The sequence below is a fragment of the Paenibacillus sp. FSL P4-0081 genome, from assembly GCF_000758565.1.
Classification (GTDB): domain Bacteria; phylum Bacillota; class Bacilli; order Paenibacillales; family Paenibacillaceae; genus Paenibacillus_AQ; species Paenibacillus_AQ phytohabitans.
In genome coordinates, this window is the sequence record NZ_CP009280.1 from 7825986 (window position 1) to 7842304 (window position 16319).

Genomic DNA, 16319 nt, shown 5'->3' on the forward strand with positions numbered 1-16319 from the left:
TTGTGTGATGCTGTATAAATTCTTATATTTTGAAAAACCGCTAAGCGGCTATATGCTGCTACTTGTTGGACTCTGCTACGCCAGCCGATACCTTCAGACGCAGAGCGTTCAGACGGATGAAGCCAGTTGCATCTCCCTGGTCATATGCCTGTGTAGGATCTGCTTCCATAGTAGCGATATCCGGATTGTACAGGCTGACCGGACTCTTCACACCCGCTCCGATGATGTTGCCCTTGTACAGCTTGACGCGTACAGTACCGGTTACGTTCTTCTGGCTTTCCTTCACCAGAGCCTGCAAGGCAAGCCGTTCAGGAGCGAACCAGAAGCCGTTATACACAAGCGTGCTGTAACGGGTGATCAGGCTGTCGCGCAGATTCATCACTTCACGGTCCATGGTGATCGACTCCATTTTGCGGTGAGCGGTGAACAGGATCGTGCCGCCCGGTGTTTCGTACACGCCGCGGCTCTTCATGCCTACGAAACGGTTCTCCACCATATCAACGCGTCCAATACCATGCTTACCGCCAAGCTCATTCAGCTTCTCCATGACTTGCAACGGGGATAACGGTTCGCCGTTCAGCGCTACGCAGTCGCCCTTCAGGAAGTCCAGTTCCAGATATTCCGCTTCATCCGGAGCATCTTCCGGCGCATTCGACAGCAGGAACATTTCTTTGTTCTCCGGTGCGCTTGGATCAAACCAAGGATCTTCCAGCACGCCGCTTTCATAGCTGATATGTAGCAGGTTACGGTCCATCGAGTACGGCTTGGCTGCTGATGCTTGTACCGGAATACCGTTGGCTTCAGCGTAAGCGATCATTTCCGCACGTCCCGGGAACTGGTTGCGGAACTCTTCCAGACGCCAAGGTGCAATCACTTTGATGCTTGGGGACAAGGCTGCGGCGTTCAGTTCGAATCGCACCTGGTCATTCCCTTTGCCGGTTGCCCCGTGAGCAATAGCTGTTGCGCCTTCGGCGATGGCGATGTCCACCATACGCTTAGCGATCAGCGGACGGGCGATGCTTGTGCCCAGCAGGTATTGGCCTTCGTAGAGTGCGCCCGACTGGAACATCGGGTAGATGAAATCATTCGCGAATTCGTCGCGCAGATCATCGATGTAGACTTTGGAGGCACCGGTCGCCAGTGCTTTTTCCTCCAGGCCGTCCAGCTCTTCCTTTTGGCCGATATCGGCTGTAAAAGCAATAATCTCCGCGTCATAGGTTTCTTTCAGCCATTTCAGAATGACTGAGGTATCGAGCCCGCCTGAATAGGCGAGTACAATTTTTTCTTTTGCCATGGGGGTGCAACTTCCTTTCGTTGTGGGGAGGTTATAAGATCAACTGCAATCTCATAATCGGGTTCTGGACGTCACTGCAGAGAATATTTGGACTTTCGGCCGCTGTTGTCTCCAGATATCTTTGAATATACCGCTGTAGCGGCGGACAATATCCGGAGACAAAGGCGGATGCTACCGCTCCTACAGTTCCAAAATTCCCTTTCGATCCTTCTATCCCTCTTATTTCAATCCAGTTCATCTTATATAGGTTTGTATATAAGATAAGATCCAAACAGGCTTACCCCTGTTTTACTCTAAGATTCAAACAACTAACAGAACTTACATAGGCCTAGTACAATGTTAGATTTAAACTAGTGAAAAACTACTTTGGTAAATCGCTTGCTGAGGGTTTGCAGTAAACCAGTTACGGTATATATGCAAGCTTAATTGTACTTTATACAACTAAATCGTCTGATTTTCAACCGATTATCCATTTAGTTGTATTTCGTACAATTAAACTGCCAGTTGTACGCGGTTTTCACCTATTCGGGCAGATTTAGTTGTACAGACTACAGTTATAAGAGGCAAGCCTCCCTTTTCGCTGTTTTTAATTGCACAGTATACAACTATCACTGAATTTCACTTGGAACTGAATACATCAATTGCTTCTTTGTTGTATTAAATTACTTCTTCAGTTCTGGTTGTACTAGGTTAGCCCATCAAAGCAGCCATAAGCGCCTTCTGCGCATGCAGGCGGTTCTCCGCTTGATCGAAAATAACGGAGTTCGGGCCGTCAATGACACCGGTGCTGACCTCTTCCTCACGGTGGGCCGGCAGGCAGTGCAGGAACAGATAGTCGCTTTTGGCTCCCTTCACGAGTTCCTCATTGACCTGATAGTCCTTGAATGCCGCCTCACGCGCCAGCTGTTCAGCCTCGAAGCCCATGCTCGCCCATACATCCGTATAGATCACGTCAGCGTCCTGTACCGCCTCCTGCGGGCTGCGGGTAACGGTGATGACCGAACCTGTCTCCTTAGCGATCTCGCGCGCCTCGGCTACTACAGCCGCATCTGGCTCATAACCTTCCGGTCCGGCGATCGAGACATGTACGCCCAGCTTGGCTCCGCCGATCAGCAGGGAATGCGCCATGTTGTTGCCGTCGCCGATATACGCGAGCTTCAAGCCCTTCAGCTTGCCCTTGTGCTCGTATACAGTCTGGTAATCCGCCAGCACCTGGCACGGATGCGCCAGATCGCTCAGGCCGTTGATAACCGGAACGGATGCATAACGGGCCAATTCTTCCACTTTATCATGGCCGAAGGTACGGATCATAATACCGTCCAGATAACGCGACATCACCTGCGCTGTATCACCAACCGTCTCACCGCGGCCGAGCTGGATGTCATTCTTGCTGAGGAACAGCGCATGACCGCCCAGCTGATACATCCCCACTTCAAACGAAACACGTGTACGGGTTGAGGATTTCTCAAAAATAAGCCCGATCGTCTTGCCCAGCAGCGGCTGGTAGACTTCGCCGTTCTTAGCTTTGCGCTTCAGCTCAATCGCCAAATCAATCAAATACGTAATTTCCTCCGGGCTGTAATCATTCAGCTCCAGAAGATCACGTCCTTTGAGCTGTGCGGCGATAGCCTCTGTAACGCCCGTTGTTCCCTGACTCATGAATCTGCCTCCCCGTTTCCTTTGTTAGCATAAGTATGAATTAGTTCCGAAAGGATGTCCACCGCCTGGTCGATCTCCTCATAGGTTACGTATAAATTAGGCAGCAGGCGAACGACATTCGGTCCGGCTTGGACGAACAACAATCCGCGTTTCTGTCCGGCCAGCACAATCTCGGCCACAGGCTCTGCACATTCAATTCCGATCAGCAGGCCTTTGCCGCGGATATCCTTCACGAAGGTAGTGTCCGCCAGCTTCTCTCTAAGCAAGCCGGTCAGATAATCGCCCATCTCAGCAGCCCGCTGCGCCAGCCCGTCTTCCAGCATCGTCTCAATCGTCGCTTCCATGACCGCTGCGGCCAGCGGTGTGCCGCCGAAGGTAGTCGCATGACTGCCCGGGCTGAACGCTTCACGAAGGTAACCCTTGCCCAGCATAACACCGGCCGGGAAACCGCTGGCCACGCCTTTGGCCAAGGTGAAGATATCCGGCTCAATGCCGTAATGCTGATGGGCGAACAGCTTGCCGGTACGGCCCATGCCGGTCTGCACCTCGTCTACGATCAGCAGCAGTCCATGTTCCTTGCATAACAAGACTACAGCGTCAAGGAATTCCTGCTGCACTTCAATCACGCCGCCCTCAGCCAGCACCATCTCCAGCATGATCGCTGCCGTATGCTCCGTGATTGCAGCTTTCAGTGCCTCCAGATCATGCAGAGGCACAGTCTTGAAGCCTGCCGGAAGCGGCAGGAAGCCTTCTTTTACCTTCGCCTGCCCTGTTGCTGTCAGTGTAGCCAGCGTACGTCCGTGGAACGATTGCTCGAACGTGATCACTTCATAGCGGTCCGCACCCTTCACCTTCTGGTGATACCGGCGCGCCAGCTTAATCGCAGCTTCATTCGCTTCCGCTCCGCTGTTGCAGAAGAATACCTGATCCGCACAGCTGTTGTCTGTAAGCAGCGCAGCAACCCGGTCCTGGCCCGGAATGTGGAACAGGTTCGAGACATGCCACAGCGTATCAATCTGCGCCTTCAGCTTCGCGCCTACCTTCTCTGGAGCATGGCCCAAGCTGGTTACAGCGAGTCCGCACATGAAATCCAGGTATTTGTTCCCCTGATCATCCCACACCCAGCTGCCCTTACCCTTGACCAGACTAATATCATATCTGGCGTACGACGGGAATACCGCACTCAGCTTGGCAGGAGCAGCAGCGGCCCCCTGTTCCTTCGTTTCCACAGAACGTTCCCTCGGCGCCCCCGTCAAAGAATCCTTATCTGCCTGTGTAAGCTCACTCATTCTCAGTCACTCTCCCACCATGCTGCTGCCGGATTACCGTCAGCGCCTCTAATTTACTTTCCACTATGACCGGGTATCCAACTGCCAGATACCCATCAGATCAACTTTGCACTCCCTATACCACTCCGGCAGCTAAGCTGCTAACTGCATAATTATCGGACAATCCGCGTCCCCAGCTCTTCGCCCTGCAGCACCCGGCTGAGCACATTCGGCTCTTTGCCGTCGACAATGACAACCTCGGACACCTTGCCCTGAATGCAGTCCATCGCAGCACGCACTTTAGGAATCATTCCGCCGTAGATTTCACCGCCTTCGATCAGCGCCTCAATCTGCGCCACCGTGACGGACGGGAGCACAACCTTCTCTCCATCCAGCACACGCATAATTCCCGGCACATCCGTAACCACGATCATCGTAGGCGATTCCACAAAAGATGCCACCGCTCCGGCAGCTGTATCCGCATTAATGTTGTAACGCTGACCCCCGCCGTCCACACCGATAGGTGCGATTACAGGAATGTAGCCCATCGCGAGGATACCCGTCACAATCTCCGCTCTGACCTCGGTTACTTCTCCCACCATGCCCAATACATCGCTGTTCGCAACCGGACGCGCCATAATCAGGTTGCCGTCAACTCCGGATAATCCGAGCGCCTGCCCGCCGGTGGCTTGAATCCGGCGGACAATCGCCTTATTAATGCTTCCAGCCAGCGTCATCTCTACCACATCGAGCACTTCCTCCGTCGTCACCCGCAGGCCGTTCACGAAGCTGCTCTCAATCCCAAGCTTCTCCAGATTCCCCGAGATCGCCGGACCGCCGCCATGAACAATGACAGGCTGAACCCCGCTTCGCTGCAGCTCCCGCAAATCCTCAAAGAACGAATCCGGCAGCGCAGCCAGCGTACTCCCGCCGCATTTCATCACGAACAGGCCACTGCCCGGCTGCTTCTCTATAGGTTCAAACGTCATCTCTCAGTTACCTCCCTATATAAGCTGAACTTAAGATACTAACTTAAAGCTCAGTCGTCACTACGGTGAATATTTGGACTTCCGGCCGCTGCCCGCCGCCAACCAGCGCAGATCAGGTGCGGTATGCGGCATTAATGCGCACATAATCGTAAGTGAGGTCGCAGCCCCAGGCTGTGGCACTTCCGCTTCCGTCTGATAACGTTACTGTAATCAGCACCGTGTCACTTTTTTGCAAATAATGCAGCGCCTTCTCTTCGTCAAAAGCCACCGGACGCGACGCCCGCAGCACCTCTATATCTCCCAGCTTAATATCTACCCGTTCCGGCGATACCGGCACTCCCGCGCGGCCTACAGCAGCGATAATCCTTCCCCAGTTGGCATCCGCTCCGAAGATCGCTGACTTCACCAGGCTTGATCCGACTACAGTCTTGGCAATCGCAGCAGCACCTTCATCATGCACTGCACCATTCACCTGCACTTCGATCAGCTTCGTGGCACCTTCCCCGTCACGGGCAATCGCCATCGCCAGACTGCGGCACACATGCGTGAACGCTGCGGCAAAAGCCTCCCAATCCGGATGCAGACGCGTCAGCTTCTCATTTCCCGCCAGGCCGCTCGCCATAGTTACCAGCATATCATTTGTGCTAGTATCTCCATCTACTGTAATCATATTAAAAGTAGAGTTGGTTGCACTGCGCAGCAAGCTAAGCAGATCCTCAGCATCAATGACAGCATCTGTAGTCATAAAGCCAAGCATCGTCGCCATATTAGGATGAATCATACCTGAACCCTTGGCCGCACCCGCAATCGATACCTCTGTACCGCCAACCGTTAGCTTGACGCAGCTTTCTTTTTTGACCAGATCCGTTGTAAGAATCGCCTGGCTGAACTCCTCTGCACCCGCAGCGCCGCCATCCAGCTTCTCCGGCAGTCCGGCAATGCCGCTGCGCACACAGTTCATCTTTAGCAGCTCCCCGATTACCCCGGTCGAGGCTACCGCAACATCCAGCTCGTTCACGCCCAAATAACGGGCAGCCGCAGCGCGCATCTCATACGCATCCGCTTCACCCTGATCACCTGTGCAGGCATTGGCATTCCCGCTGTTCACAATTACCGCCTGCAGCGTGCCATTCGCCAGACTCTCCCGTGTCACCTTCAGCGGAGCCGCCTGAAACACATTCGTGGTAAAAACCGCAGCAGCCGTCGCCGGAACCTCGCAGAGGATAGCTCCGAGGTCGTTACGTTCGGTTTTTTTGAGACCGCAATGCAGCCCTCCTGAAGTGAAGCCCTTAGGTGTAGTAATACTTCCGCCTTCCACGACGGTATATAGTTTGTTCTCGCTCATGTTATAGTTTGACCGCTGCACTTTATGGATACACTGGTGTGTAGCCAAGACCGCGGGTTTCCTCCCATCCCATCATCAAATTCAGGTTCTGAATCGCCTGTCCTGCAGCGCCTTTAACGATATTGTCGATGACCGACACAATGGTGACCCGTCCGGTACGTGCGTCTGTGGCGAAGCCGATGTCGCAATAGTTCGATCCGCTGACTTCCTTCGTCGCCGGAACCACTCCGGGCTCGCGCACCCGCACATACGGTCTGCCTGCATAATACTTACGGTATAATTCCACGAGCTCCTGCTCGCTGTGTTCTCCGGTCAGCCCGGCATACATCGTGCTCATAATTCCCCGGGTCATCGGCACAAGATGCGTAGTGAACGTTACCGTTACTTTTTCCCCCGCGATATCCGTAAGCACCTGCTCAATTTCCGGGATGTGCTGATGTTTGTTAATTTTGTAGGCTTTGAAGTTCTCATTGATCTCGGCAAAATGAACCATCAGGCTTGTTCCCCGTCCTGCCCCGGACACCCCGGATTTCGCATCAATAATGATGCTGTCCGGTTTGATCCAGCCTGCCTCAAGTGCCGGAACCAGTCCCAGCAGCGTAGCTGTGGGATAACAGCCGGGATTAGAGATGAAATCCACACCGGCCGCACGCTCGCCGTATACCTCGCATAACCCGTATACCGCCTGCTGCAGATAAGCTTCCGGAGGAGCGGGATGCTTATACCACTGCTCATACTCCGCGCCATCCTTCAGCCGGAAATCCCCGGACAGGTCGACGACCTTGAGTCCGGCTTCGAGCAGCTGAGGCACCAGCTTCGCGCTCACACCCGAAGGAGTAGCTGTGAATACAACATCCGCCCTGCCGGCAATCTCTGCCGCATCCACACCATCCAGATTACGCTGCACAATCCCTGTTAAATGAGGGAAGCCTTCCTCAATCGGCGCACCGGCGCTCGAAGAAGATATTACTGAAGTAATCTCTATATCAGGGTGGCTCTGCAGCAGCCTGATCAGCTCCACGCCCCCATATCCCGTTGATCCGACAATCGCCGCTCTCAGCTTACCTGTCACTGTCATCCCCGCTTCCCGTTTCTGCTTTATATCATTATTACCTGTGAATAACCGTTCTGCAAATATGTATTATTATACGACCGAATTAATATAAATACAACATGTAACGTTAACTTTATTCCGATGTTCCCACTGGAAACAGCCATGCCTTTTATCAAAAGAAAAGCGCAGAGCTCCCCTAAAGGGAGTCTACGCTTCTCTTTTGAAACCTTCGCCCAGCACTTCATGGGCCTCCGTAATAATTACAAATGCACTCGGATCTACCGAGCGGACGATCGCCTTGAGTCTCGTAATTTCATTCTGGCCTACCACAGCCATCAGGACAGTACGATTGTCTCCAGTGTAACCGCCTTGCGCATTCAGCTTGGTCAGCCCGCGGTCCAGATCATTCAGAATCGCCTGCGAGATATCCTCCGTCTGATCGGAGATAATATACGCCACCTTCGTGGTGCTGAAGCCTACCTCCAGCGCATTGATTACCTTGCCCGTCACGAACAGCCCGATCAGTGCATACATTGCCTGTTCCATGCCCAGCACAAAAGCAGCCAGCGTAATCACCGTACCATCCAGCAGCACGACGGACAGCGAGAAGCTGAAGCCGGTAAGCTTTTGAATAATCTGCGCGAGTATGGTCAGTCCGCCCGTAGATCCGCGCCCGCGGAAGACCAGGCCAAGCCCCAGACCCACACCAATTCCTCCATATATAGAGGCAAGCAGCGGATTCGTAGTCGGCACCGGTCCGTCTTTCGTCAGGAAGATAAACAGCGGCAGCACAAAGCTCCCCAGCAGCGAGCGGATGCCGTACTGTTTACCAAGGAATATGACCCCGAGAATAAAGAGCGGAATATTAAGCGCCCACTGGGTAAAAGCCGGCTCCGCCCCAAACCAGGCCTCGGCAAGCACGGATAACCCCGATACCCCGCCGGAAGCAATCTGGTTCGGGAGAAAGAACAGATTGAACGCCAGCCCTGTAATCAGCGAGCCGATCAGAATGAGCGCAATATCCACTGTATGACGCAGCGGCCCGTTTAGCGGGATGAGCGGAGGTTTGTTGCGTGAATTGATTTTTTGCATGGATGCCCTGCTCCTTAGATGTGATCTTACTGTCCTTGTTATTCTTTTCAGAAAAAAATCCCTACACCTCCGAAGACGCGTAGGAATATCCATGCCCTTATTCAGTTTCCGTCTTAATCTGACTGCGCAGGTAGCCGTCAATGAAGCCATCCAGGTCGCCGTCCATCACCGCTCCGACGTTGCCCGTTTCTACAGAAGTGCGGTGATCTTTCACCATGCTGTAGGGGTGGAACACATAGGAACGAATCTGGCTGCCCCAGGCAATCTCCGATTGTTCGCCGCGGATCTCATCGAGATGCGCCTGCTGCTCCTGGATTTTGCGCTCATAGAGCTTGGAACGCAGCATCTTCATCGCTTGTTCCCGGTTCTTGATCTGCGAACGTTCATTCTGGCAAGTTACCACGACTCCGGTTGGCAAGTGGGTAATCCGCACCGCTGAGTCCGTAGTATTGATATGCTGACCGCCCGCGCCGCTGGCCCGGTACGTATCAATCTTAAGATCCTCTGTACGAATATCTACTTCCACATCGTCCGCAATCTCCGGTACCACATCGCAGGATACGAAGGAGGTATGCCGTCTGCCCGAGGAGTCAAAAGGCGAAATGCGCACCAGACGGTGTACACCCTTCTCTGCCTTCAGGTAGCCATATACATTGTAGCCCTTAATCAGCAGCGTTACACTCTTGATGCCCGCCTCATCACCCGGCAAATAATCAAGCACGTCTACCTTGAAGCCCCGCTTCTCCGCCCAGCGTGTATACATGCGCAGCAGCATCTGGCCCCAGTCCTGGGATTCTGTTCCGCCCGCACCGGGATGCAGCTCCAGGATCGCGTTCAGCTTATCGTACGGCTGATTGAGCAGCAGCTGCAGCTCGAATTCATCTACCCTGCTGCTTACACTGCGGATCGTTCCGGCAATCTCAGACGCAAGCGCGTCATCGCCTTCTTCATCCGCCAGCTCCGCCATCATCGCCGCATCGTCATAATCCTGCTGCAGCTTATCGTATTGATCGACCACCGACTTCACGGCGTTCATCTCGCCAATAACGCTTTGCGCCTTCTCCGGCTCATCCCAGAACCCGGGCGCTGCCATCTTCTCTTCAAAGTTCGCTATAATCTCCAGCTTAAGATCTAAGTCAAAGTGACCCCCTAAGATTGGTTAGTTTCTTGCCTATTTCACGCAGGTCCTGCTTCACATTAGGATCGATCACTTGGATCACATCACCTTTCAAAATAAAATATTGCGCCGGCCGCTGGGTTTGGGTGTTTTGCGGAATGGGTGATTCAGCTTCTTCCTGCTGATGAATCGCCCTTAAGAAATGCCTGTCGGTGTACACCGTAACTGCGGGGAATGTTTGGACTTCCGGCCGCTGTTAGGATTGAATTTCCTCATTCAAACTGCTCAGCGCAGTTGAAATTCAATCCTAAAGGCGGACGCTACCGCTCCTACAGTTCCAAACTTCCCCTCCGTCACTCCCACCTCAATTGCAGTTTTACAGAGCCATTCCGTTCGCTTCGCTTGAAGCAACCGCCCCATTCCTTCAAACATCCAAAAAAGCGGCCGGGCCGCAAACGGGGAGTCCCCCGGGCCCAGCCGCTTTTATTGTCATTATAACCTAAGTGACAGTGAACAAAACTCGAGGTGCATTACGGTGAAAGGTATTCGCAGCGCGATGACTGCTCATTATTTCACCTTGATCAAACAGAAACATTTTTGCCACTTTTCATAAATGGCACCGTTTCAGCGGGAAATTATTATACAACCAGACAAGTGAATTACTTCTCTTACGCCTGACCGTGACAGTTCTTATATTTCTTGCCGCTGCCGCAAGGGCAAGGATCGTTACGGCCGACAGTAGACTCCACATGCACCGGACGTTTCTCAGCAGGCTCAGCGTTCGTGGAGATCTTATCTTCTTCCACTACCGACTGACGCTCCTGATTCGTCTCAATATGTGCCTTCATAATGTAGGTCGCCACTTCTTCCTGAATGTTCGCCGTCATGGCATTGAACATTTCGAAGCCCTCGAATTGATATTCGCGAAGCGGATCGGTACCGCCGTAAGCACGGAGGTGAATCCCTTGACGAAGCTGATCCATGGCATCGATATGATCCATCCATTTGCTGTCTACGGAACGAAGTACAATAACCTTCTCGAATTCACGCACCAGCTCAGCGCCGAGACGTTCTTCACGTGCTGCATATTTCTCCAGTACACGGCCAAAGATGAATTCGATGATTTCTTCTACTTCTTTGCCCCATAGATCATCACGGGTCAGGGAATCTTCCTCCAGCAATTTGCTGTTCACATAATCCGCGACTTCCTGCAGCTCCCAGTTTTCCGGGATATCGTCACTGCAGTGGGCATTCACAATACGGTCAACGACCGGTTTGATCATTTCCACTACAATGTCTTTGATATTGTCAGACTCGAGAATTTCGCGGCGCTGTTTGTAGATAATCTCACGCTGCTGATTCATCACGTCATCATATTGCAATACGACTTTACGGATATCGAAGTTGTTGCCTTCCACCCGTTTCTGGGCAGATTCAACCGCTTTGGTAATCATACGGCTCTCAATCGGCTGATCTTCTTCGAATCCAAGACGGTCCATCATGTTCAGCACGTTGTCCGCGCCGAAACGTTTCATCAGTTCATCCCCAAGTGACAGGTAGAACTGCGTGGAACCCGGGTCACCCTGACGTCCGGCACGTCCGCGCAGCTGATTATCGATACGGCGTGATTCATGACGTTCTGTACCAATAATATGCAGACCGCCAAGATCGGTCACGCCTTCGCCCAGTACGATATCCGTACCGCGTCCAGCCATATTCGTAGCAATCGTTACGGTTCCCGGCTGACCGGCAAAAGAGATGATTTCAGCTTCTGCAGCATGATGCTTCGCGTTCAGCACCTGGTGTCTGACACCTTTGCGCTTCAGCATTTCAGATACGCGTTCGGAGTTCTCAATCGATACCGTACCTACAAGCACCGGCTGATTCTTTTTGTGGCGCTCCACAATTTCAGCGACTACAGCGTTGAACTTGCCATTCTCGCTTTTGTAGACCACGTCAGGCATATCAACACGCTGATTAGGTTTGTTGGTAGGTACCTGGAGGACTTCCAGACCGTAGATCTTCTTGAATTCCTCTTCTTCTGTCTTCGCAGTACCGGTCATTCCACCGAGCTTGCGGTACATACGGAAGTAGTTCTGGAAGGTGATTGTAGCCAGCGTCATGCTCTCATTCTGGACTTCAATCTCTTCCTTAGCTTCGATAGCCTGGTGCAGCCCGTCGCTGTAACGGCGGCCCTGCATCAGACGTCCCGTGAACTCATCGACGATCATAACCTCGTCTTCGTTAACCACATAGTCTACATCGCGGCGCATAATTGCATTCGCCTTCAGCGCTTGTACGATATGATGGTTCAGCGTAACGTGACTGTGATCATACAGATTCTCTATGCCAAAAGCACGCTCAGCTACAGCAACGCCCTTCTCGGTTAAGGCAACAGACTTCACCTTAATATCAACAGTGTAGTCTTCTTCAGCAGTCAGCTTCTTCACGAAACGGTCTGCTGCATAATACAGTTCTGTCGATTTCTCAGCTTGTCCGGAAATGATCAGAGGTGTACGGGCTTCATCGATGAGGATGGAATCGACTTCGTCAATAATACAGAAATACAGCGGACGCTGTACCATCTGTTCCTTATAGAGCACCATGTTGTCACGCAGATAGTCAAAACCAAACTCATTATTCGTGCCATACGTAATATCGCAGGCATATGCTGCTTGTTTATCATTATGGTCCATGCCGTTGAGGTTGACCCCAACCGTCATGCCCAGAAAGTTATAGATTTGCCCCATTTGTGCGCTGTCGCGCTGAGCCAGATAATCATTTACGGTTACGACATGCACGCCTTTGCCCAAGAGTGCATTCAGATATACCGGCAGTGTACCTACCAGCGTCTTGCCTTCCCCGGTCTTCATTTCGGAGATCCGGCCTTCATGCAGCGCCATACCCCCAACTAACTGAACGTCAAAATGCCGCATGCCCAGCGTCCGTTTGGAAGCTTCGCGTACGGTTGCAAATGCCTCGGGAAGAATCTCTTCCAAGGTTTCACCCTTCTCAAGACGGGCACGGAACTCTACTGTCTTAGCCTGCAGCTCTTCATCCGTAAGCGATACGAAATCCGGCTCCAAACCATTAATTACTTCGACCGTCTTCATGAGACGTTTGACATCACGTTCATTAACGTCGCCAAATATTTTTTTAACAAGTCCTAGCATGGTTAACCCCTTTCATGCAACACAGATGGTGGAACCGAGCCCATCCTCAACAAATTGAAAGGGCCATATATGATTTCGATTCCGCTGCTTCATAAATTGTAACAGTTTGTAAGAGAAGCCGCAATACAAGCTGCCGCAACCTTATTCTGCATAATGCCTTTTCATAGGAACAGATGCAGGTATTCTTAACTCTACCTTCTGTATATACGCACAAGAGCCCTATTCGCTTCAAGCGAATAGGGGCTCGTCTAATTGTCCACGTCAGGCTGAAACGGAAGCCCTTCCTTATACCAGCAATTTCCGGTTAGCAGGTTAGTTCTGTTCGATCAAACCATACTTGCCGTCATCACGTTTGTAAACAACGCTAACTTCAGAAGTGTCGATGTTGGAGAACACGAAGAAAGTATGTCCAATCATGTTCATTTGCAGAATCGCTTCTTCCACATCCATAGGCTTCAAGGTGAAGCGTTTGTTCCGCACAACCTCAAGATCATCATAATCCTGTTCCTGATCCTCAACAGCTACGGCACTGGCCGAACCTTCTACGAACAAGGTCTTCAAGCTGCCTTCCTGGCGGAACTTGCGGTTAAGTTTGGTCTTGTGCTTGCGGATCTGACGTTCCAGCTTGTCCACTACGGCATCGATGGATGCATACATATCATCGCTGCGGTCTTCCGCACGAAGCGTCACACCTGCCAGAGGGATTGTAACTTCCACCGTATGAAGGCCGCGAACGACGCCAAGCGTCACATATCCTTCTGAGGTAGGGGGTGCATCGAAATACTTCTCAAGTCTGCTGAGCTTCTTATCAACATAGTCTCTCAAAGCGTCGGTCACTTCAATTTGTTGACCTCGAATGCTGAATTGCATGGGCACTCCTCCTTTGTTTACCTTTTCATTATAGCAAATTGTCAGAGCTAAGTAAAAAACAAATCATGACAGCCTTTACATTTAGCTAACAAAAGATGTCATAGCCTTGCCCTAAACAATAAACAGGCCCGGCTAGCGCATGAACTCGCCCTGGCCGGACCATTACAGCTACAGTATTATCTCACTTTGAAGTCTAGATTATGAATGATTGCTGACATATTGCATATTGCAGACAGTAGCGTCTGATTTATTTGTCTTACTTATTTGGTCTGGATGCGCAAAATCTCTACTGGGGAGAAGTTACCATTAGAACCAGTGATGAAAAAGACTTTATAGGCTGTGTTGGAAGTCAGTCCGCTCAGCGTAAAGGTATGCTTGACACCTGGAGATACTGTAGAATTCGGACCCGCAAAAGTTCCCGTTAAGACAATGCCAGCACTATCCTTTCCTTCAGAAATTTGTTGTGCTGTAGGATCAGCTTCCGTTGCCTTGACCACAACATATTTCAGGGGTGCAGGGAGACCCTCTGTCTGCCCATATTTGGCATACACAGCGGCAGTTACAGTTCCTATGCTTTCCACTCCCACCTGGGTGAGTGAGGTGGTGCTGCTTGCTGCTGTTTTCAATCGAAGCGGTGTTACGCCAGACCAATTGCCTGAATTATCAGCCAGAGCGACATATACGGTATATTCAGTATCTGCACTCAGACCATATACAGAGAACACAACGGTTGTATTAGCTGTTGTTGCGATTGTGCCGGAATGAACGCCTGCTGTTCCTGCACTAGTCAATCCGTTTTTCACTTGCGCTACAGTTGGTGCTGTTACATTGATGCTGTAAGGAGCAACTACATAGTATACTGCCCCTGTTACCGAAGGCGTAACATATACATCTGCAGTAACCGAACCCACATGACCATAGGTCACATTGCTTACAGAAGGCAAGGTAACGTTGCCGCCACCACCACCGCCACCGCCAGTGCCGCCACCACTACCACCGGTGACCGGGGTTGCTGTTGGGCTGGTGCTTGGCACAGGTGTTGCTGTAGGAGCAGGCGTTGCCGTAGGAGCCGGTGTAGGTGTCACTCCACCAGTGCCTGACGGTTTATAGACAACAGAGTTACTGATGATTCCGACTGCTTCGGCCCGTGTAAGTGATCTCTTCGGTCCGAAGGTTCCGTCCGGATAACCATTAATAATCTTCTTGTCTGCTGCTGCTACCACCGCACCTTTGGCCCAGGCTGCCACTTGGGCACTGTCCTTGAACTTAAGTGTAGTAGAGCTTGTACTCAGCTTCAGGACTTTGGCTGCAATGACAGCCGCTTCCTGCCGGGTAAGCGGATTATTGGCACGGAAGGTATTATTCTCATACCCGCCGATGTAACCGGCCTTTACGGCTTTGGCTACTTCGCTGTAAACCCAATTTGTGCTTTTGACATCCGTGAAGCTAATGGAAGCCGTTTCGGTGAACCCGAACAGGCGATTGATCAGTGCAACATACTCGCCACGGGTAATAGCCTTGTTCGGCTTCACCGTTCCGTCAGGATAACCGCCCAGGTATCCTTTATCCAGCCAGCTCTGCAATTGCTTCTGCGCCCAGTGACCTTGAATGTCTTTGGGGGTAGCCGCAGCTGACACACTGCCTAATGATCCGAGCAACATCGAAATACCAAGTAATCCGGCCATAAGGCCACGCCATGTTTTCTTCATTCTTTTGTTCATCCTCCTGAGTGTTTGATGGGCATAGGCTTCACTGCATGTCTTCTTATCTAGGTTCTTTTCGGAAGCATACGCCTAAGCTAATAATGGGGTGCTATCTAGGCAACAAAAAGCCCAACATCTCTCATTACCCATATTTTGGAGGGAATTAACGGATTCTTGAAATAAAACTTTACAAAGTGTCTAATGATGTGTCTTTTCCGCCTTATGTTGCGCGTCATTTGTGAAATGAACGTAAAAAAGACCTCGGGGAGTATTCCCAAGGTCTAACGCTAGCGTTGTCTCAATTGCTAACCATCTACCATATATGTAGGTCGGCTTCGCCGGATGATTATAATTTGATGACGTTAGCTGCTTGTGGTCCGCGTGCGCCTTCAACGATATCGAACTCTACGGATTGGCCTTCGTCCAATGTCTTGAAACCGTCAGTTTGAATCGCGGAGAAGTGTACGAATACGTCGCCACCATCGGCAGTTTCGATGAAACCATAACCTTTTTCTGCGTTAAACCATTTTACTTTACCTTCCATTGACTAAACATTCCCTTCGTCATCAGATGAACGTGAGTCTTGCTCACAATTCGACTATACCACCGCTGCTTCTCTATTGTCAATTGGAATAGTAAATGATTACTTTCAATATTTTACCATCCTTAAATCTCTCATAAAAAAGGCAGATTCCGTGATACAAGATACAAAAAAAGGAGCAGACGCTATTTAAATACCCGCCCGCTCCCCAGCT

12 protein-coding genes are annotated in these 16319 nt (G+C 51.4%); all 12 read right to left on the reverse strand.

The window, feature by feature from the left end; all coding sequences use genetic code 11:
* Positions 1 to 58: 58 nt before the first annotated feature.
* Positions 59 to 1294, reverse strand: coding sequence for an argininosuccinate synthase (locus tag P40081_RS33395; RefSeq protein ID WP_039302739.1), 1236 nt, complete (start codon positions 1292 to 1294; stop codon positions 59 to 61).
* A 690-nt stretch (positions 1295 to 1984) separates the two neighbouring features.
* Positions 1985 to 2953, reverse strand: a complete 969-nt coding sequence (gene argF, locus P40081_RS33400; protein ID WP_042140216.1) for an ornithine carbamoyltransferase — start codon at positions 2951 to 2953, stop codon at positions 1985 to 1987.
* The gene (locus P40081_RS33405; protein ID WP_231575240.1) at positions 2950 to 4242 is read right to left on the reverse strand and encodes an aspartate aminotransferase family protein; all 1293 of its coding nucleotides are present in this window, start codon (positions 4240 to 4242) and stop codon (positions 2950 to 2952) included. Before P40081_RS33405 ends, argF begins: the two co-directional genes overlap by 4 nt.
* A gap of 152 nt (positions 4243 to 4394) precedes the next feature.
* Positions 4395 to 5210 carry an acetylglutamate kinase gene (gene argB / locus P40081_RS33410; protein ID WP_042140217.1) on the reverse strand — a complete coding sequence of 272 codons (816 nt, stop codon included), beginning with the start codon at positions 5208 to 5210 and terminating at the stop codon, positions 4395 to 4397.
* A gap of 112 nt (positions 5211 to 5322) precedes the next feature.
* On the reverse strand, positions 5323 to 6555 hold the full coding sequence (argJ, locus tag P40081_RS33415) for a bifunctional ornithine acetyltransferase/N-acetylglutamate synthase (protein WP_042141746.1): 1233 nt from the start codon (positions 6553 to 6555) through the stop codon (positions 5323 to 5325).
* Between the two features lie 22 nt (positions 6556 to 6577).
* Positions 6578 to 7633 carry an N-acetyl-gamma-glutamyl-phosphate reductase gene (gene argC / locus P40081_RS33420; RefSeq protein WP_042140218.1) on the reverse strand — a complete coding sequence of 352 codons (1056 nt, stop codon included), beginning with the start codon at positions 7631 to 7633 and terminating at the stop codon, positions 6578 to 6580.
* Positions 7634 to 7816: 183 nt separating this feature from the next.
* Positions 7817 to 8701, reverse strand: coding sequence for a YitT family protein (locus P40081_RS33425; protein WP_042140219.1), 885 nt, complete (start codon positions 8699 to 8701; stop codon positions 7817 to 7819).
* Between the two features lie 97 nt (positions 8702 to 8798).
* Positions 8799 to 9912, reverse strand: a protein-coding gene (prfB, locus tag P40081_RS33430) for a peptide chain release factor 2 (protein WP_152679813.1) whose coding sequence is annotated in 2 segments (ribosomal slippage) — positions 8799 to 9839 and positions 9841 to 9912 — 1113 coding nt in all. Because the reading frame shifts where the segments join, the coding sequence is not laid out codon by codon here.
* 574 nt (positions 9913 to 10486) lie between these two features.
* Positions 10487 to 12991, reverse strand: a complete 2505-nt coding sequence (gene secA, locus P40081_RS33435) for a preprotein translocase subunit SecA (RefSeq protein WP_042140220.1) — start codon at positions 12989 to 12991, stop codon at positions 10487 to 10489.
* Between the two features lie 312 nt (positions 12992 to 13303).
* A complete protein-coding gene (gene hpf, locus P40081_RS33440; RefSeq protein ID WP_042140221.1) occupies positions 13304 to 13861 on the reverse strand; it encodes a ribosome hibernation-promoting factor, HPF/YfiA family in 558 nt (185 codons plus the stop codon).
* 260 nt (positions 13862 to 14121) lie between these two features.
* A complete protein-coding gene (locus tag P40081_RS36875; protein WP_052422134.1) occupies positions 14122 to 15570 on the reverse strand; it encodes an S-layer homology domain-containing protein in 1449 nt (482 codons plus the stop codon).
* A gap of 340 nt (positions 15571 to 15910) precedes the next feature.
* Positions 15911 to 16108 (reverse strand): cold shock domain-containing protein, encoded by a 198-nt coding sequence (locus tag P40081_RS33450; protein ID WP_019915069.1) that lies wholly within the window; start codon positions 16106 to 16108, stop codon positions 15911 to 15913.
* Between the last annotated feature and the right edge of the window lie 211 nt (positions 16109 to 16319).